The 17,195-nt window shown below is 59.7% G+C and carries 20 protein-coding genes; 11 read left to right on the plus strand and 9 right to left on the minus strand.

Annotated features, from left to right (window positions below; genetic code table 11):
- The 7 genes from VN623_RS10735 to VN623_RS10765 form a co-directional block, all read left to right on the plus strand.
- Positions 1-1,183, plus strand: a 1,183-nt coding sequence (locus VN623_RS10735) for a chemotaxis protein CheA (protein WP_325570912.1), incomplete at its 5' end; no start/stop codon positions are given.
- Between the two features lie 2 nt (positions 1,184-1,185).
- Entirely contained in the window at positions 1,186-1,656 is a 471-nt protein-coding gene (locus tag VN623_RS10740; protein WP_414653207.1) for a chemotaxis protein CheW, read from the plus strand.
- Positions 1,653-2,543, plus strand: coding sequence for a protein-glutamate O-methyltransferase CheR (locus VN623_RS10745; protein ID WP_325570916.1), 891 nt, complete (start codon positions 1,653-1,655; stop codon positions 2,541-2,543). The genes VN623_RS10740 and VN623_RS10745 overlap by 4 nt, the downstream gene beginning before the upstream one ends.
- Entirely contained in the window at positions 2,540-3,589 is a 1,050-nt protein-coding gene (locus VN623_RS10750; RefSeq protein ID WP_325570918.1) for a chemotaxis response regulator protein-glutamate methylesterase, read from the plus strand. The genes VN623_RS10745 and VN623_RS10750 overlap by 4 nt, the downstream gene beginning before the upstream one ends.
- A 10-nt stretch (positions 3,590-3,599) precedes the next feature.
- Complete coding sequence (locus VN623_RS10755) at positions 3,600-3,989, plus strand: response regulator (RefSeq protein ID WP_325570920.1); 390 nt, start codon at positions 3,600-3,602, stop codon at positions 3,987-3,989.
- Complete coding sequence (locus VN623_RS10760; RefSeq protein WP_325570922.1) at positions 3,986-4,534, plus strand: chemotaxis protein CheD; 549 nt, start codon at positions 3,986-3,988, stop codon at positions 4,532-4,534. Before VN623_RS10755 ends, VN623_RS10760 begins: the two co-directional genes overlap by 4 nt.
- Before the next feature lie 31 nt (positions 4,535-4,565).
- A complete protein-coding gene (locus tag VN623_RS10765; protein ID WP_325570924.1) occupies positions 4,566-4,970 on the plus strand; it encodes a hypothetical protein in 405 nt (134 codons plus the stop codon).
- Between the two features lie 7 nt (positions 4,971-4,977).
- Here VN623_RS10765 and VN623_RS10770 read toward each other — a convergent pair whose 3' ends face one another.
- From VN623_RS10770 to VN623_RS10805, 8 genes are all read right to left on the minus strand, one after another.
- Positions 4,978-5,538 carry a hypothetical protein gene (locus VN623_RS10770; RefSeq protein WP_325570926.1) on the minus strand — a complete coding sequence of 187 codons (561 nt, stop codon included), beginning with the start codon at positions 5,536-5,538 and terminating at the stop codon, positions 4,978-4,980.
- A complete protein-coding gene (locus tag VN623_RS10775) occupies positions 5,535-5,981 on the minus strand; it encodes a flagellar basal body-associated protein FliL (protein WP_325570981.1) in 447 nt (148 codons plus the stop codon). Before VN623_RS10775 ends, VN623_RS10770 begins: the two co-directional genes overlap by 4 nt.
- Before the next feature lie 5 nt (positions 5,982-5,986).
- Positions 5,987-6,481: a hypothetical protein gene (locus VN623_RS10780; RefSeq protein WP_325570928.1), complete on the minus strand. Its 495-nt coding sequence runs from the start codon at positions 6,479-6,481 to the stop codon at positions 5,987-5,989.
- A gap of 1 nt (position 6,482) precedes the next feature.
- On the minus strand, positions 6,483-6,833 hold the full coding sequence (locus VN623_RS10785) for a rod-binding protein (RefSeq protein WP_325570930.1): 351 nt from the start codon (positions 6,831-6,833) through the stop codon (positions 6,483-6,485).
- A 31-nt stretch (positions 6,834-6,864) separates the two neighbouring features.
- Positions 6,865-7,281 carry a hypothetical protein gene (locus VN623_RS10790; protein ID WP_325570932.1) on the minus strand — a complete coding sequence of 139 codons (417 nt, stop codon included), beginning with the start codon at positions 7,279-7,281 and terminating at the stop codon, positions 6,865-6,867.
- Complete coding sequence (locus VN623_RS10795; RefSeq protein ID WP_325570934.1) at positions 7,274-8,038, minus strand: flagellar biosynthetic protein FliR; 765 nt, start codon at positions 8,036-8,038, stop codon at positions 7,274-7,276. Before VN623_RS10795 ends, VN623_RS10790 begins: the two co-directional genes overlap by 8 nt.
- Positions 8,035-10,128 (minus strand): flagellar biosynthesis protein FlhA, encoded by a 2,094-nt coding sequence (flhA, locus tag VN623_RS10800; RefSeq protein ID WP_325570936.1) that lies wholly within the window; start codon positions 10,126-10,128, stop codon positions 8,035-8,037. Before flhA ends, VN623_RS10795 begins: the two co-directional genes overlap by 4 nt.
- Before the next feature lie 190 nt (positions 10,129-10,318).
- On the minus strand, positions 10,319-11,671 hold the full coding sequence (locus VN623_RS10805; protein WP_325570938.1) for a UDP-glucose/GDP-mannose dehydrogenase family protein: 1,353 nt from the start codon (positions 11,669-11,671) through the stop codon (positions 10,319-10,321).
- Between the two features lie 159 nt (positions 11,672-11,830).
- On the opposite strand from VN623_RS10805, the gene VN623_RS10810 reads away from it, so the two are divergent.
- From VN623_RS10810 to VN623_RS10820, 3 genes are all read left to right on the plus strand, one after another.
- Entirely contained in the window at positions 11,831-12,547 is a 717-nt protein-coding gene (locus VN623_RS10810; protein ID WP_325570940.1) for a type 1 glutamine amidotransferase, read from the plus strand.
- A 191-nt stretch (positions 12,548-12,738) separates the two neighbouring features.
- Positions 12,739-13,266 carry a DNA starvation/stationary phase protection protein gene (locus VN623_RS10815; RefSeq protein WP_325570983.1) on the plus strand — a complete coding sequence of 176 codons (528 nt, stop codon included), beginning with the start codon at positions 12,739-12,741 and terminating at the stop codon, positions 13,264-13,266.
- Positions 13,267-13,308: 42 nt separating this feature from the next.
- A complete protein-coding gene (locus VN623_RS10820) occupies positions 13,309-14,832 on the plus strand; it encodes an FAD-dependent oxidoreductase (RefSeq protein WP_325570942.1) in 1,524 nt (507 codons plus the stop codon).
- 22 nt (positions 14,833-14,854) lie between these two features.
- Here the strand turns inward: VN623_RS10820 and cobF are convergent, their stop codons facing one another.
- Complete coding sequence (gene cobF / locus VN623_RS10825; RefSeq protein ID WP_325570944.1) at positions 14,855-15,616, minus strand: precorrin-6A synthase (deacetylating); 762 nt, start codon at positions 15,614-15,616, stop codon at positions 14,855-14,857.
- Positions 15,617-15,756: 140 nt separating this feature from the next.
- On the opposite strand from cobF, the gene VN623_RS10830 reads away from it, so the two are divergent.
- On the plus strand, positions 15,757-17,190 hold the full coding sequence (locus tag VN623_RS10830; RefSeq protein WP_325570946.1) for a DUF6513 domain-containing protein: 1,434 nt from the start codon (positions 15,757-15,759) through the stop codon (positions 17,188-17,190).
- Positions 17,191-17,195 lie beyond the last annotated feature (5 nt).

Raw genomic sequence — 17,195 nt, forward strand, 5'->3', positions numbered from 1 at the left:
CGATCGCGTCGATCGGCTGATCAACCTCGTCGGCGAACTTGTAATCAATCAGGCGATGCTGTCGCAGCGCGTGATAGAAGCGAATTTCGCAGGCTCGTCCTCGGTCGTGATCGGCCTTGAGGAACTCGAGCAACTGACGCGCGAGATCCAGGAAAGCGTGATGGCCATCCGCGCCCAGCCGGTGAAGCCACTGTTCCAGCGCATGTCACGCATGGTTCGCGAGGTAGCGGACGCCACCGGCAAGGAAGTCCGCCTGAAAACGGAAGGCGAGGCGACGGAGGTCGACAAGACGGTTGTCGAGCGCTTGGCCGAACCGTTGACGCACATGATCCGCAACGCCGTCGATCATGGAATCGAAGCGCCTGAAGTGCGTCTCGCCGCGGGCAAACCTGCCGAAGGCATGGTCCGCATGACCGCAGCGCACCGCTCCGGTCGCATCGTCATCGAAGTCTCGGACGACGGCGCCGGCATCGATCGCCCGAAGGTTCGCGCCTCGGCGATCAAAAAGGGTTTGATTGCGGCCGATGCACAGCTCTCCGACAACGACATCGACAACCTGCTGTTCCTGCCGGGCTTCTCGACCGCTGCGACGGTATCGAGCATTTCGGGCCGCGGCGTCGGCATGGATGTTGTGAAGCGCTCGATCGTGGCGCTCGGCGGGCGCATCTCGATTTCATCGCGTCCGGGCCTCGGCTCGACATTCTCGATGAGCTTGCCGCTGACGCTCGCCGTTCTCGACGGCATGGCAGTTTCGGTCGCGGGCCAGACGCTGGTCGTGCCGCTGACGGCGATCGTTGAAACATCGAAACCCAAAAAGGGCGAGATTCATTCGCTTGGCGCTGATGGCCGGGTCATGTCGATCCGCAACACGTTCGTCCCGGTCATCGACGTGGGAACGCAACTCGGATTTCGTGACGTCGCGATGGAGCCAGAGCGCGGAGTCGCAATCCTGGTCGAAACGGGCGACGGCACGCGCAACGCCTTGCTCGTCGATTCCATTCAAGATCAACGCCAGGTCGTCATCAAAAGCTTGGAAGCAAATTACGGCACCGTCGCGGGGATCGCGGCCGCCACCATCCTCGGGGACGGGCGCGTCGCGCTCATTCTCGACGTCGATGCGTTGGTAAGCGGCTTGCTCAACGATCCGCTCGCCGGCGAGCTGCGCTATGGAACGGGAGGATAGCCATCGTGCATGACATCGGACACGCAGCCAATTCCGGCGATCGGGAATTTGTTGCCTTTTGCATGGGGTCGCAAGAATTCTGCGTCGACATCATGGGCGTTCGCGAAATTCGCGGCTGGACGCCCGCCACGCCGCTGCCGCACGCGCCGCCGTACGTTCGTGGCGTCATTAATCTTCGGGGTGCCGTCCTCCCCATCATCGATCTCGCGATGCGCTTTGGCCTCGGGCTCACCGAGCCGACGCCGCGTAGCGTCATCATTGTCGTACAGGTTCATCAGCAGGTCGTCGGTCTTCTTGTGGACGCCGTGTCCGACATACTAATGACTTCTGAAGCCTCGATGCAGCCGACGCCCGATGTCGCGTCGGAAATGGCGAAGACCTTCGTCAAGGGCGTCTATGCGGTCGACGGCCGCATGATCAGCATCGTGACGCTCGATTGCGTATTGCCGGTGACGGAGAAGGCGGCCGCATGACCACTGCGGCTCACCGTTCGGCATCAAGCCGTTCGGAAATGCTCGTCACGGGTGAGTTCGCGTTTTCGGCGGCGAACTTTCGCGAGATCGCGGACCTCGTCAAGGCCGAGTCGGGAATTGACTTGGCCGAGTCGAAAGCGACTCTCGTCTATTCGCGCCTTGCGAAACGGCTGAGAGCGCTCGGAATTCCGACGTTCTCGGATTACTGCGACGCGGTTCGCGACGACGCGGCCGAGCGAAGTAGTATGATCGCGGCGCTGACGACGAACGTGACCCGCTTTTTCAGAGAGCAGCATCACTTCGAGCATTTGAGAAAAACGATCCTAGAGCCGCTCGCCGATGCGGCGCGCCGGGGAAATCGCGTCCGGCTGTGGTCGGCGGCCTGTTCGACCGGCCAGGAACCCTATTCGATGGCGCTCACCGTCCTCTCGGCCATTCCCGAGGCGGCCCAGTTGGACGTCCGCATCCTTGCGACCGATCTCAATCCGCACGTCGTCGCGCACGGCATGAAGGGTCTCTATCAGCAGGAAGAGCTGAGCGACGTTCCGCCGAATTTACGTGCGAAGTGGTTCGCGCCCGTCGCAGGGGAAGATCGCGGGGCCCTGAAAATCTCGGACGAGGTTCGCTCACTGGTGTCTTTTCGCGAGCTGAATCTCATGGGCTCATGGCCTTTCAAAGGGCCGTTCGATGCCATTTTCTGCCGCAACGTCGTCATCTACTTCGATCGCGATACGCAAAACATGATCTGGCAACGCCTGACGCGGCTGCTAGCCGACAAAGGCGCGCTCTACATAGGTCATTCCGAACGTGTTTCCGGTCCTGCATCAGCTATGCTGACTGCCGACGGCATCACCAGCTACCGCAAGAGCGGCGGTGTGCGCGCATGAAAAAGATTAGAGTTCTGGTCGTAGATGACTCTTCGACGATGCGCGGCCTGATCTCATCGGCGTTGGCGCGCGATCCCGAAATCGAGGTGGTGGGCGAAGCCGCAGATCCTTTGCAAGCGCGCCAAGCGATCAAGACACTCAATCCCGATGTCGTTACGCTCGACGTCGAAATGCCCAACATGAGCGGTCTTGAGTTTCTCGAAAAAATCATGAGGCTGAGGCCGATGCCCGTCATCATGGTATCGACACTGACGAGCCGCGGCGCCGAAGAAACGATCAAGGCGCTCGAGATCGGTGCGGTCGATTGCATCGAGAAGCCGAGACCAGGCAACGAACACAACTTTGAAGAGTTGCCGTTCAAGGTCAAGATTGCCGCTTCAGCACGCGTTCGGCCACTTCTCAGAGACGATAATCAAAAGCACGCCGCAGACGCGCGGCGGTCGCACGAGGACTATCAATCGGATGGGCGGGTACTCGCGATTGGCGCATCGACGGGAGGAGTCGAGGCTCTCATCGCGCTTTTATCGCAATTTCCGGAAAATTGCCCGCCGGCGGTCATCGCCCAGCACATGCCGCCCTCATTCACACGCAGCTTCGCCAGCCGCCTTGATAGGGTGTGCGCTGCCAAAGTGCAGGAGGCGAGCGAGGGGGTCAAACTTGCGCCCGGCCACATCTATTTGGCGCCCGGAGGATCGCAGCATCTGGAAGTTGCGGGCGGCGGAACCGATTTGCGCTGTCGTCTGAAATCGGGGGACCGGGTTAACGGCCATTGTCCCTCCGTCGACGTGCTTTTCGAATCGGTGACACGTTCGAGCAAAGGCCATGCGGTCGGCGTAATTCTCACAGGCATGGGCCGCGACGGCGCCGCAGGATTGTTATCGATGCGCAAGGCTGGAGCCAAGACATTCGGGCAAAATGAATCGACCTGCATCGTTTATGGAATGCCGAAAGCGGCATTCGATATCGGTGCGGTAGAAAAGCAGCTGCCGCTTGAGCGACTGGCGGCAGCGATCATGGCAGAAACGTCAACAAACAAGAAACACTAGGAGGCGGTCCATGCCCTCAATGCAGCAACTTACGATAATGGTGGTCGACGACACGTCGGTTAGCCGTGCGCTTCTGACGGACGGATTGGATCAGATCGGACTGAAGTCGTTCAGGGTCGCCAAGGACGGCGAAGAAGCGCTGAAGATGATGATGACGACCCCGTGCCACCTCGTCATATCGGACTTCAATATGCCGAAGATCGACGGCATCCAGCTGCTGCGTGCTTTGCGCCAGCATGCCCCGACGAGCAGGGTCGGTTTCATCCTCGTAACCGGCAAGGGCGACAAGGCCTTGATCGACGAGGGCAAGAAATGGGGCCTCAATAATTTCCTTGCTAAGCCTTTCACGGTGCCAGCCCTGAAAACGTGCATCGAGGCCGTCGTCGGGAAATTGACATGAGTGCGGTCGCGACAAAAGAAAATCGCGTCCACATCATCCAAGGTGAATTCTTCGTGGCCAGCGAACAGAACGTCATGGTCACGACGATCCTCGGATCATGTGTTGCGGCCTGCATCCGCGATCCGCTCGCCGGTGTCGGCGGTATCAATCACTTTTTGCTGCCCGGTAATACCAGCCGCGTGAAATCGGATGAAGCCGAACGCATGGGCGTTCATCTGATGGAGCTTCTTGTCAACGGCTTGCTCAAATCCGGAGCACGACGGGAACGTCTCGAGGCAAAGCTCTTTGGCGGCGCAAAAACCGTGCGGGCGCACACCGATATCGGCAAACACAATGTCGAATTTGCCGAGCGTTTCCTCCGCGACGAGGGCATCGCTCATATCGGTGGCAGCACCGGCGGCTTGCAGGGGCGCAGAATTCAGTATTGGCCGGTGTCAGGTCGGGCGCGACAAATCCTGCTCACCGGAACACTTCAGGTCGAACGGCCGGTCGTCGCTCCAGCCGCTGCCGTCGATACGCACGCCGGCGAACTCGAGTTGTTCTAGAAGCAGTCATACGTTCAAGGGAATAGGTGTCATGATCGGTACCGCAGACAACGCCAATGGTTGCAAAGCAGAGCTTGTTGCTGTTCCCGAAGTTCTCACCACGTTGGGCCATGAAGTGCGGGTGCTTTCCGACAGCGTCAATGATCTTCAAGACCTGATCGGCAATCTGGTCGTCGCCGGAGCCTTTGGAGGCTCCCAATCGCTCTATGAATTGCAGAGCCTTGATCGGCTTTCGCAAAGCCTCGATGCCGTTTCGAATTACCTAATCGGTATCTCGAAACTTGCGAAGCCGGAATGGAAGATCGACGTCTCGGAGGCCTTGAAATCGGTCAAACTTGCCGACGTCAGCGAGCGTCTGAGCGGCATCAAGAGCGAGACGTCCGATGCGCAGCAAAACGGCGCCGGCGACTTCGAAGATTTTGCATTGACCGGCTGAGTTGCCGTCAGCCGCCGACGAATTCTCTGGCGGCTGCGAGTGACGCGAAACGCCGCCGCCCGACGAGCGTATCGATCTCGATCGCCCCGTCGGCGTGTTGTAAAAGCTCGCGCCCTGCCAATTTGCCCCCGATAACCGGCTCCGGTAGCGGTGGCGGAGTCGCTGCAGCCTCATTGGTGCGTGCCGATTGGTCGAGCAGCGGCGGCACTCTGTTCGCGCGGGCGTCGGTGATGATACGTACCGAAAGACGGCGGCGTTCGATGAGCGGTAGAAGTTTCATCGCGACGGCGGAAATAAGAATGCTCTGCGCCACCGTCAGCGCCATTAGCCGGTGAATCCATATCGCAGGCGTATCGGATAGCAGCGCCAGATAGCCGGTCGTGAATATGACCGCCGACATAATGCCAAGACCGGCGAAAATTGACAGCGCCGCCATGCCGCCCCGCGCTTTCGACCCGTCGGCATCTGTGTCGGTGAAGGCGTCGTGCTCCTGACGCAGTCCGAAATCGGCCGCCGTGGCCTTGCGAAACATTTTGCCGAAAGCAAAGTCACTATCGAGCGTGGTCATTTGTTCTTCATCATGTCTTGTTTGGAAAGATAGGTCCAACTGTCGATAAACACGTCTTTGATGACGTTGCGGCCAAGCCTCTTATTGACGCCGCTCGCGATATCCGCCGTCAGCACGCGCAGCGCTTGCTTGCGACCGGCTTTCATGTCGCCCGGCGTCGTATCGTAGATGCGCTTGAAAGCTTCGTCGGCGACGAAGGGTTCCGGCTGCACCGTGCTGGCCTTCAGTTCTTCAGTAACGGCTGAGAATTGCAAGCGGGCCACGACGTATCCGAGAACCTGCCCGTCTGACATGACCGGTACGCTGACCATACGCGTCTTCATCATCTGCACATTCGCCTGGGCACCCTTATCCGGGTTCTCACTGGCGCTCTTCTTCCACGTTACGGCGCCGTAAACCCCGCCCATCGTCGACAAGCAAGCCGCGATACTTAAGATGATCATCCGGATCACGGAGCGCTCCGGTAGGGGCCGATGCTACGTGTGTACGTGCCGTCGGATTCGGCGCTCTGTATCGCGTCCGAAAGAATCGAAGCGATTTCTTTGACGGCATCCAAATGCAGCCGAATAACTCTCAGATTGCTGGCAAGTTTTTTGCGGAACGTCTCAAGCCGTGCCTTGAGATCTGCATTGACGTCCGATTTCGGCAGCCGCCGGAGCGCTTGATTGAGATCGACGAGACCTTGGCTCTTTCGATCATTCGACGCCTTGAAATCGAAATCGAGCGACTTTTGCAGGGCTGCGGTCTCTTCTTCGAGATAACCTTCGATGCGCTTGATGACGGAGAGGACCAGCGCGCGCGAGGCATCGGGATGCGGCGCAACGGAACGAGATGGCGGTGCCGTGCGCCGGGCATTGGCGGGGACGACAGCGGCAATGGGGGCTCCGTTCGCGCCGGGCGTATGAGGCGCTTTGGATATTCCCTCGAATGCAGCGACGCTCATTCTATTTCCCCTTGGTCGGTTCAGGTCTCATGATCATCTGTGCGAGGCCGATCGTGCCGGCCTTGGACAGCGACGTCGCCAAGCTATCCACAAGCATCGAGCGCCAGACCGTTCCAGACGTTCCCTTGCCGAACAACGCCTCGGAATCCTTGGGCATAAACTCATCAAGCATCTGGCGTAGGTACATCGCCTCAAATTGTTGGCCGACGTCCTTCGTCTTGCTGTCCGGCTTGCCGGAATTGGAACGATCGGCGGCGAGGTTCGCGAGCTTGCTCGGTGCCGTCTGCTCGATTGACCGGCCGGCAGCCCACGCTGCCGAATCAATACCTGAAGCGGGTAGAATCGAGGACATGGGGGTGGCTTCGCCTGGAAAAGAGATCGTCTCAGGTTGAACGCGGAGACTTACACCGGCCTTGCGCGGCTGTAGCTTCCTGAAATTCCAAGAGCGCTTCGAGTTCCGCCTGTTCGAACTTGCGGGCTTCCTCGGCACGAGCTTTTGCCAGCAACTCGGTGGCACTGCGCTTACGGCGCGCCGCCTCAGTGTATTGCCGGAGCGCGATCTCGCGTTCCCCGGCCAGCCGCTGCAGGCGACGTTCGAGACTGCCGACGCGGCCTGACAGCAACGCGACGAACTGGCCGTGAAATGCCGTCGGCTCCGCCAGGCTGGCAAGGATTTCGTCTTGAGCGGTACGCAGCTCATTCATTTCGCGCGTCAGCTCGCCGACCTTCGCCCGCTCGACCGTCTCGAGATCTTGGAAGACGTCCGCCAGACGGCGAAGTTTTTTCGAGGCTCTAGCCATTTTGTCCGAGGTTTGCGATGGCCTGCATGACGAGAGACGAGAAAATCTCCTGCATCGTACTGTCGATCTGCAAGAGAATGATGAGCCCGCCCAGAACGACGAATGGAGTCGATATAAAATATGACGGAATTTGCGGAACCATCTTGTTCAGGAAGCCGAACGCAAGGTTCACCGTCAGCGAGTAGACAACGAGCGCGGCACCGAGCTGCAATGTCAACTTGAAAGCCGTACCGAATGTCGCGACGATAGTCGCAAGGTCTGGAGGCGTGGCAAACGGCAGCCCCACCTTGAAGACGCCGTAGGAGTTTTGCAGCATGCGGATGACGTTGATGTGCTGATCGGTAATGAAGAACAAAGCAACGGCCGGCAGCGTCACGAACGCCGAAAAGGGTGTTGAGGGATCATTACTATCGATGGCGTGCGAAAAGACCGAGCCGTAGCCGGCGAAATTGGCCATGGCGATCGCCGCAAACTCAAGCGCCAGGAAAAATATCCGCACCAGAAAGCCCAGGAATAGCCCGGCCAGCGTTTCGGTGACGAGCATCGCCAGGAGGTCGCTTGCAGGTGCTCCCGCGGCAGGGCGAACCAGGTCATTGACCAGTGGCGTCAAGGCTAGCGCCACCGCGAGCGAAATGAAAAGCCGCATTTGCATCGGCACACGTTCGCTCGAAATACCCGGTAGCACCATGAAACAAGCGCCGACACGACAAAAGACGATCAATGGTATCAGGATGCTTTCGTGCGTGAACTCGGTCACGAAATGGACCCGAGTGATTGGATCTGGACGCCGCGGCTGATCTCGAGATGCGACAGCACGGGCAGAGTGCCGTAGAGTCGTTCGGTGACGGTGTGAACATAGGGCCGCGTTTCGGCCGCCGTGACCAGAACGAATTGATGGCCGGCATCCATAAGCGGCTGCACCACGCGGCTCAAATCGGCGCCGAACTGCTCGATAAGGCGCGGATCGATATCGAATTCGATGATGTCGCCCTTCGGGTCGCGCTTCAGCGCCTGATGGAAAGCGATCTCCCAACGGTTTCCTAGCCGCACGACCTTGAGATAATTGCCTTCGCTCAGATCACCGCAAATTTGTGACGCTAGGCGCATGCGGACGTGCTCGGCAATCTGCTCGGCTTTGCGCGAGAAGGGCGCGATCTCCGCTACCGCTTCCAGGATGAGATGCAGGTTACGGATCGAAATGCGCTCCGCGAGCAGCATCTTCAGAACGCCCTGAAGGCCCGAATACGAGATTTGCGCTGGGCAAATTTCATCAAGCAGCTTGCGATATTCCGGATCGAGCCGGTCGAGAAGAGCCCGCAGATCGCGGTACGACAGCAGCTGTGCAAGGCTGTTACGGATCACTTCGGCGACATGCGTCAGAAGCACCGATGTATTCTCGACGGGCACGTAGCCGTCGCGTTTCAAGGCGTTCGTAAAAATGTCCGGCACCCAAAGCGCCTTCATGCCGAACGCCGGCTCCCGCGTCTCGTCGCCGGGCGTATCGGGCTTCGGCCCGTCGCCGACGACGACGAGGACATCTCCCAGTCTGAGTTCGGCGCTGGCGACAACCGTTCCGTGCACCTTGATTTGATAGCTCTTCGAGGGAACGGACAAATCTTCCGCAAGCTTGATCTCGGGAACGACAAAGCCGTATTGCTTAGCGAACTTGCGCCGCATCTTCGCAACGCGCTGCGGCAGATCGCTGGAAGCGCGCATCAAGACCGTCGAGATCTGTTTGCCGAAGCAAATTTCGATCTCCGTCGTCTTCAATTGCTCGCGTATCGAAAGTCGCGACTGTTCTTCAGCTGAAACAAACTGGCTTTCGGTCTTCGCGGTCGCGACAGCGCGCGCCGTTGCTGCTCTCTGCCGGGTGATGCTGAAGCTTATGAAGGTCAGAATGCCCGCGATGGCGGCGAAAGGCAGCAAAGGCAGCCCCGGCGCGAGCGCGAGAACCGCCATGACGGAACCGGCAAGCAGCAGCGCCCGAGGATAATTGCCGAACTGAGAGATGATGACGCCTTCGGTCGACCCCTGCGTACCGCCCTTCGACACGAGTAGACCGGCCGCCAACGACACGATCAGCGCCGGCATTTGCGTCACGAGACCGTCGCCTACCGAGAGATTGGTGAAGGTGTCGACCGCCCGCTCGAACGGAAGGTCGTGACGCGTCACGCCTATGATAATGCCGCCGAAAATATTGACGGCCGTGATGATGAGGCCTGCGATCGCGTCGCCGCGCACGAACTTGGAGGCGCCGTCCATCGCGCCAAAGAACTGGCTCTCTTCTTCCAGCTCCCGGCGCCGGCGGATAGCTTCCTTCTCGTCTATGGCGCCCGAAGACAAATCGGCGTCGACGGCCATCTGCTTGCCGGGCAATGAATCGAGCGTGAAGCGCGCACCAACTTCTGCGATACGCGTCGCGCCCTTCGTGATGACGACGAAGTTGACGGTGACGAGAATGATGAAGACGATAATGCCGATGACGAAATCGCCGCCCATAACGAACTGCGCAAAACCTGCGATGACATGACCGGCGGCCGTTGGCCCTTCGGCGCCCTGGGATAGAATAAGGCGCGTCGTGGCGACGTTCAGCGACAGCCGAAGCAGCGTCGCGATCAGAAGCACTGTCGGAAAGGCAGAGAATTCGAGCGGGCGTCGTATCCACAACGCGACCATCAGAATGACCATCGAAAGCGCGATCGAGAACGCCAAGCCGAGGTCGATGAGAAACGCGGGCAGCGGCAGGAACAGGATCATCAGGATCCCGACCACGCCGATGGCAAGGCCAGCATCCCGTTGAACAAAAAGCATCTCGACGGCGCCGTCAGCGGCCTTCGTTGCAGCCATAAAAAGCATTCCCCGCGCGCAATATTTCGGGGAGCTTGCTATTCGAAGCTTGCGCGAGGTATTCGCACGGCGCCGGTAATGACGTTATGCACACCGCCGCGGCCAATCGGCCTCGGGGTCTGGGGCGATGCATACGAGTCCGGTATCGGCAACTCAGTGCGTGGCCGGTTTCGCGATTAAAGCCGCACCATCAATTTTTAAGCCGGGAACGAGGGTTATCGGCATTCTTGGAAGCGAGCTTGCCCCGGCCCATACCCTGATAGCTGAGGCCCAATTCGAGCGCCGCTTCCGGATCGAGAACATTCCTGAGGTCGACCACGGCATTGCCCGCCATGGTGGCCTTGACAGCCTCGAGGTCGAGCGCCCGGAATTCGTTCCACTCGGTTAGGATGACGAGCACGTCGGCGTCGCGTGCCGCCTCTTGCGCGCCTTCGCACCAAATAACGCCGGGAAGCAAGGGCTCGGCCTGCTGACGTCCCTGTGGGTCGCAGGCTCGGACCGTTGCCCCGCGCTCCTGCAGCATCGGCACGATGACGAGGCTCGGCGCGTCGCGCATATCGTCGGTATTGGGCTTGAACGTAACCCCTAGCACCGCGATCGTTTTGTCGCGGACGGACCCGCCGGCGGCGGCCTCGATCCGCACGGCCATCGCCAGCTTGCGCTCGTGATTGACGCGCTCGACCTGCTCAATGATCGAAACCGGAGATTTCGCCTCGCGCGCGGTCCGGATGAGAGCCGATACATCCTTGGGAAAACACGAGCCGCCGTAGCCGGGGCCGGGATGGAGGAACTTGTCGCCGATGCGCCGGTCCTTGCCGATCGCCGAGGCCACCTCTTGCACATCGGCACCGATCGATTCGCAAAGATCCGCAATTTCATTGATGAAGCTGATCTTGAGCGCCAGAAATGCATTGGCGGCATACTTGGCTAGCTCGGCAGACTCCCGATCGACGAACATCACGGTCGAACCGCGCAGCGCCAGTGGCTTATAGAGCCGCTCCATCACTTCCCGTGCCCGCGCCTGGTCGCAACCGACGAGTACGCGATCGGGATGCGTGAAATCCTGAATGGCCGATCCCTCACGCAGGAATTCGGGGTTCGAACAGATCGCGACGTCGGCATCCGGCCGCTTGATCTTGAGACGGCGCTCGATCTCGCGGCTGGTGCCCACCGGCACCGTCGACTTCGTCGTCACGACCGTGAAGCCGTCGAAATGTGGCGCGGCTTCTTCAACGGCCGAGAACACGTAGGAGAGATCGGCATATCCATCGCCGCGTCGCATCGGCGTGCCGACCGCGAGGAAGACGACATCGGCACCCGCGACGGCCGGACCAAGCTCGCCCGTGAACGTCAGGCGGCCGGCTGTCATGTTGCGTTCCATCAGCGCGTCGAGGCCGGGTTCGTAGATCGGCGAGCGACCGGCTTTGAGTTCAGCCGAACGGTTCTCGTCCTTGTCGACGCACGTCACCGTCCAGCCGAACTCCGAAAAGCAGGCCGCCGAAACGAGCCCGACATAGCCCGCCCCGATCATGCAAATCTTCATGTTCATCCCCTCGGCGGCGTGAAAAATCAGATCGTATGCACGACGTTAGCGGTCACTTTCAATTCTTTTCTCGCCCGCTGCCGGCAAGCCACGCCGCATAGCGCTTTCTGTTTGGCTGTGCGACATGTTACGGCCGAATTAGCATTCAGTGAGGGCCGTGTGCGCTTTCTTGTCTTGCAGCATATCGCTTGCGAACATCCCGGCATATTCCGCAAATTTCTTGCAGCTGACGGCATCACCTGGGACGCCGTGTGGCTTGATGCCGGCCATACCATTCCACCGCTTGAACCTTATGACGCACTTTGGGTGATGGGTGGACCGATGGACGTCTGGGATGTTGAGGATCACCCGTGGCTGATCGAGGAAAAGCGCGCCATTCGCCGCTGGGTCAGGGAACTCGACCGGCCCTTTCTCGGTCTATGCCTTGGTCACCAGCTGCTCGCCGATGCATTGGCGGGAACCTGTGGGCCGCAGCGACCATCTGAGATTGGTATTCTCGATGTTGCGTTGACGCCCGAGGCGGCTCGGGATCCCGTCTTCGCCGGGCTACCGGAGGAATTCAAAGTGCTGCAATGGCATTCGGTAAAAGTGGCACAGCCGCCGGATGACGCAATCGTTCTGGCGCGATCCGACGCTTGCAGCTGCCAGGCGATGCGCGCCGGAAGACGTGCCTGGAGCATGCAATATCACGTCGAGATCGAACCGGACACGATCGCGGAATGGGGGAAAGTTCCGGCTTATGCCGAGGCTCTGGAGCGTACGCATGGCGCTGGGGCTCTCGACAGAATGGCGGAAGCCGCCGCCCCGCACATGCGACGCTTCGAAGAAAATGCCGAAAAGCTCTACCGCAATTTTATGCAGCAGGTGCGAAGCTAGATCGGCAAGAGCGTTAACTGTTCCATCATCACCGCTTCGCGCACCAACGATCTCTCGATTAGCGAAAATGTGAACATACGCTCTCTTGGATAAGGAATAAATGCTCGATAGATCGGCGCGTCTTTAGTCACCATCCGCAGCACTAACGCTCCAACACTTTCCCGTAGCAAATTGCCTAAGGAATGACACTCATGAAAACCGATACCGTCAAGGCGCGTCGTAAGGCGGCGCTCGATACACCGGCGCACTTCTCCGACAACGCCGTCAAGGATCTCTCCGGCGCGCTCACCACATTGCTCGCCGACTTTTTTGCGCTTTACGTGAAGACGAAGAATTTCCACTGGCATGTGTCGGGTCCGAACTTCCGCGACTATCACCTTATGCTTGACGAGCAAGGTGCGGAGATATTCGGAGCGACCGACGCGATTGCCGAGCGCGTGCGCAAAATCGGCGGCGTAACCATCCGGTCGATCGGCCAGATTGGCCGCCAGACGCGGATCTTGGACAATGATGCCGAGTATGTCACCCCAGACGATATGTTGGCCGAATTGAGAGACGACAATCTGCAATTGGTCGGCGCCATGCGCGAGGTCCACGATCTTTGCGACGAGCACGGCGACATCGCGACCGCGAGCCTGTTGGAAAACTGGATTGATGAAGCTGAAAAGCGGGTCTGGTTCCTTTTTGAAACGACGCGGCGTTCGCCAGCGGGTGCATGAACGAGCGACGACGATAGACGCATGCCAACATTGGAGCCTTGAATGTCTGGAAACGAGCAAGAGCTGGCCGGCCCCGATTTGGCGAGCGGCGTCGCCACATCGGACCTGGCCGATGGAGCCAGCCTGCTCGGACACGTCGACGGCGAAGCCGTTTTGCTCGTAAGGCGCGGTTCGGAGCTTTTTGCGATCGGCGCGACGTGCACGCATTATAACGGGCCGTTGGCTGAAGGCCTGATCGTCGATGATACGGTTCGTTGTCCTTGGCATCACGCCTGTTTCAGTCTTCGCACGGGAGAGGCATTGCGCGCCCCGGCGCTGAACCCCGTCTCGTGTTGGCGCGTCGAAGAAAGCGACTCGACAATCTACGTTCGCGATAAGCTTCCGGAGCCGAAGCCGCCCAAGCATGAGATACCGGACGGGCCGCTGAAGTCCGTCGTTATCATTGGCGGCGGCGCTGCCGGAAATGCGGCCGCAGAGATGCTCCGCCGGCACGGCTTCGGTGGCACCGTGACGATTCTGAGCGCCGATAACGCGTTGCCCTATGACCGGCCCAATCTATCGAAGGATTATCTCGCAGGCACGGCCTCAGAGGACTGGATTCCGCTGCGCACGGCGGATTTTTACGCGGAGCAAAAGATCGACGTGCGGCTGGGCGCGCGCGTCGCGTCGATCGATCCCGTCGAACGGGCCGTCGCGCTGTCGGACGGCAGCCGCATCGCATTCGATGCGCTTCTGATCGCGACCGGAGCCGATCCCGTGCACCTGGATATTCCGGGCGCCAACCTGCCACACGTCCATTATCTGCGCACGTTCGACGATAGTCGCGATCTGATCGCCAAAGCCGCGAGTGCAAAGCGGGTCGTAGTCATCGGCGCAAGCTTTATCGGCCTCGAAACGGCAGCATCGCTGCGCACGCGGGGCATCGAGGTTCACGTCGTCGGGCCGCAATCACGCCCACTCGAGCGCGTTCTCGGCCCCGAACTCGGCGACATGGTCAAGAGCATCCACGAAGAGCACGGCGTCATATTCCATCTCGGCACGTCAGTGTCTGCGATCGAGAAAGATGCTGTGATACTGAAGTCGGGAGAGCGTCTCGCCGCCGATCTCATTGTCGCCGGCATCGGGGTGCGCCCGGATCTAGGGCTGGCCAAAGACGCGGGGCTCACAATCGATAATGGGATCGTCGTCAATCAGTATCTCCAGACGAGCGTCCCCGGCATCTATGCGGCGGGCGATATCGCGCGCTGGCCAGATCCCCACAGCGGCGCTCCGATCCGCGTCGAACACTGGGTCGTCGCCGAGCGGCAAGGCCAAACCGCCGCGATCAATATCCTCGGCGGCAGCGCCCCCTTCGATGCCGCGCCGTTCTTCTGGAGCCAGCACTACGACGTGACGGTCTCATACGTCGGCCACGCCCAAGGTTGGGACAAAGTGGAAATCGACGGCGATCCGGCCGGCCGAGACTGCAAGGTGACGTACTATCAGAACAGCCGCAAATTGGCGGTCGCCACCGTATCGCGGGATCTCGAAAGCCTACGCGCCGAGGCCGAGTTGGAGCGCGCGTGATCGGCTGCGTGCCGAACCCGCGTCATTGTGGAGCTACGCGACGCAGTAGATACGTATCCATGATCCAGCCCTTGCGCGTCCGCTGCTCGCTTCGAACGCGCTCGATCTCGTCAATGCATTCGCTGAGCTTGCCGGAGATTAAAATTTCGTCGGGCGTACCGAGGTAGGCGCCCCAGTAGATGTCAACGTTCTCGTTGGACAGCGTACGGAGCGCGGTGCCGTTGTCGAGCATCACAACGGCACTATCAACGTCTTGCGCCAATCCCTCCGAGAGTTTGCGCCCCGTCGTGATATGGATCGGTTGCCCGATTTCGTTCAACGCAATGCGATGACGCGCGGCCAATGCCTGGACGCTGGTGATCCCGGGAATTATTTCGTAGTCGAACTCCAGCATCCCATCCGCGAGGATGTGTTGGATCACGCGCAGCGTGCTGTCGTAGAGCGCCGGATCGCCCCAAATGAGAAACGCACCGCATTCGTCATCCTTCAGCTCGTTGGCGATGAGCGCGCTGAAGATGCCGGCCTTCTGGCGGTGCCAGGAGTGAACGCCGGACGTGTATTCAGCTCCCGTGTCGCGTTCGGGACTCAGAACTTTGACGACCCTGTAGGAGGGATCTTCGATATAGCGCTCGCAGATTGTCTTTCGAAGATTGACCAGGTCATCCTTTTCCCGCCCCTTGTCGAGGATGAAGAAGACGTCGACCTCATTCATTGCCTTGATGGCTTGCATCGTCACGTAGTCGGGGTTGCCCGCGCCGATCCCGATGATAAACACTCTTCTCATTCGCGACGGTCTCCTGATTGGCGGCAGCGGCAGCGCCGTTAAGCACGCTCTTTCGCTGGCAGGCCTCTTCTAGGCGTTGCACCGCGAACGGTTCAATGCAAACTCACGATCAAGCCGAACTTTGAAAGGAATCGCCGGACGTGGCCAAGCGCATCGTACTCGTTACCGGATCGCTGGCGGAACCACGCGTAAAGCGCATCGCCGAGGAACTCAACGGCGATGATATGGAACCCGTGGTTGCCAACGTCGGTGTCAAGGTGGCCGCACTGATGACGGCGGATATCGTCGAACGCCGGCTGAAACTTCCGGCTGGCGCCGACCGCGTAATCATGCCGGGTCGATTCCGTGGCGATCTCGATCGGCTGTCGGATTTTTTTGGCACCCGGTTCGAGCGCGGCCCCGAAGAAATTGCCGACCTTCCCGAATATCTGGGTCATGCCAAGCAGCAGGTCGATCTCTCCGAGTATGATGTTACCATCTTCGCCGAAATCATCGACGCGACGCTGATGACTCCCGCGCAGATTGTCGAACGCGCCCGGATGATGCGCGCCGACGGAGCCGACATTATCGACCTCGGATGTCTTCCCGATAGCCCGTTTCCGCATTTGGAAGAGTCCATCGCTGCGCTCCATTCCGATGGCTTCAAGGTCAGCGTCGATTCGTTCAATGCGGAAGAACTGTCGCGTGCCACGCGGGCGGGCGCCGACTATTTACTCAGTCTTTCGGAAAAGACGATTGGTATCGCCGATGAGGGGCCGGCAATCCCTGTGCTGGTATCGGCGGGTGCGGCTGATGCCGCTTCTCTCGATCGCGCCATCGATATCATGATTGCGAAAGGAAAGCCGTTCTACGCCGATCCCATTCTTGACCCTATCCACTATGGCTTCGCCGCCTCCATTGCGCGCTACGTCGATCTGAGGTCGCGTCGTCCCGACGTTCCAATTCTGATGGGGATCGGTAACCTCACGGAGCTTACGGACGCCGATACGACCGGCATCAACGCGCTGTTAATGGGACTTTGCTCGGAGCTCCACATCACTGCGGTGCTGGCTGTGCAGGTCAGTCCGCATTGCCGAACGGCCATCAAGGAATTCGATCGGGCACGCCGCGAGTATTTTGCAGCCCGTAAGGCCAACGCCTTGCCGCAAGGCTTCGGCATGGGATTGATGGCGCTTCGGGATCGCAGAGGATTTGCTTCGACGCCGGAGGAAATCAAAACGCTCGCCGCCCAGATTCGAGACGCTAATTATCGCATCGAAGTGGCCGAAGATGGCGTTCATATTTACAATCGGAATGGCCATCACGTATCGGACGATCCATTCGAACTCTTTCCGCACCTCGACACGCGATCCGACGCCGGGCACGCCTTCTACCTCGGCGTCGAGACCGCACGTGCCGAGATCGCCTACAGGCTCGGCAAGCGTTACGCCCAGGACGAACCGTTATCGTTCGGCGTCGTAGCTGAAACGAAAGGCGCGGCCGACGAGGCGCACCTCTTGAATTTCAAGGAAGCCGGTTCGACATTTTCAAAGCGCGCCAAGGCTCCGGAGCCCAAAGAGTCCAAGGAGCCTTGAATTCG

Origin of the sequence: Hyphomicrobium sp. (genome assembly GCF_035572195.1) — a bacterium.
In the GTDB taxonomy this organism is placed as follows: domain Bacteria; phylum Pseudomonadota; class Alphaproteobacteria; order Rhizobiales; family Hyphomicrobiaceae; genus Hyphomicrobium_B.

Bases quoted from the DNA above. Each gene is read 5' to 3' on its own strand.
- cobF (WP_325570944.1), bottom strand. From the start codon at position 15,616: ATGAGAAGAGTGTTTATCATCGGGATCGGCGCGGGCAACCCCGACTAC.
- VN623_RS10805 (WP_325570938.1), bottom strand. From the start codon at position 11,671: ATGAAGATTTGCATGATCGGGGCGGGCTATGTCGGGCTCGTTTCGGCG.
- VN623_RS10820 (WP_325570942.1), top strand. From the start codon at position 13,309: ATGTCTGGAAACGAGCAAGAGCTGGCCGGCCCCGATTTGGCGAGCGGC.
- VN623_RS10770 (WP_325570926.1), bottom strand. From the start codon at position 5,538: ATGACCACGCTCGATAGTGACTTTGCTTTCGGCAAAATGTTTCGCAAG.
- VN623_RS10780 (WP_325570928.1), bottom strand. From the start codon at position 6,481: ATGAGCGTCGCTGCATTCGAGGGAATATCCAAAGCGCCTCATACGCCC.
- VN623_RS10745 (WP_325570916.1), top strand. From the start codon at position 1,653: ATGACCACTGCGGCTCACCGTTCGGCATCAAGCCGTTCGGAAATGCTC.
- VN623_RS10815 (WP_325570983.1), top strand. From the start codon at position 12,739: ATGAAAACCGATACCGTCAAGGCGCGTCGTAAGGCGGCGCTCGATACA.
- VN623_RS10785 (WP_325570930.1), bottom strand. From the start codon at position 6,833: ATGTCCTCGATTCTACCCGCTTCAGGTATTGATTCGGCAGCGTGGGCT.
- VN623_RS10775 (WP_325570981.1), bottom strand. From the start codon at position 5,981: ATGATCATCTTAAGTATCGCGGCTTGCTTGTCGACGATGGGCGGGGTT.
- VN623_RS10790 (WP_325570932.1), bottom strand. From the start codon at position 7,281: ATGGCTAGAGCCTCGAAAAAACTTCGCCGTCTGGCGGACGTCTTCCAA.
- VN623_RS10760 (WP_325570922.1), top strand. From the start codon at position 3,986: ATGAGTGCGGTCGCGACAAAAGAAAATCGCGTCCACATCATCCAAGGT.
- flhA (WP_325570936.1), bottom strand. From the start codon at position 10,128: ATGGCTGCAACGAAGGCCGCTGACGGCGCCGTCGAGATGCTTTTTGTT.
- VN623_RS10765 (WP_325570924.1), top strand. From the start codon at position 4,566: ATGATCGGTACCGCAGACAACGCCAATGGTTGCAAAGCAGAGCTTGTT.
- VN623_RS10750 (WP_325570918.1), top strand. From the start codon at position 2,540: ATGAAAAAGATTAGAGTTCTGGTCGTAGATGACTCTTCGACGATGCGC.
- VN623_RS10755 (WP_325570920.1), top strand. From the start codon at position 3,600: ATGCCCTCAATGCAGCAACTTACGATAATGGTGGTCGACGACACGTCG.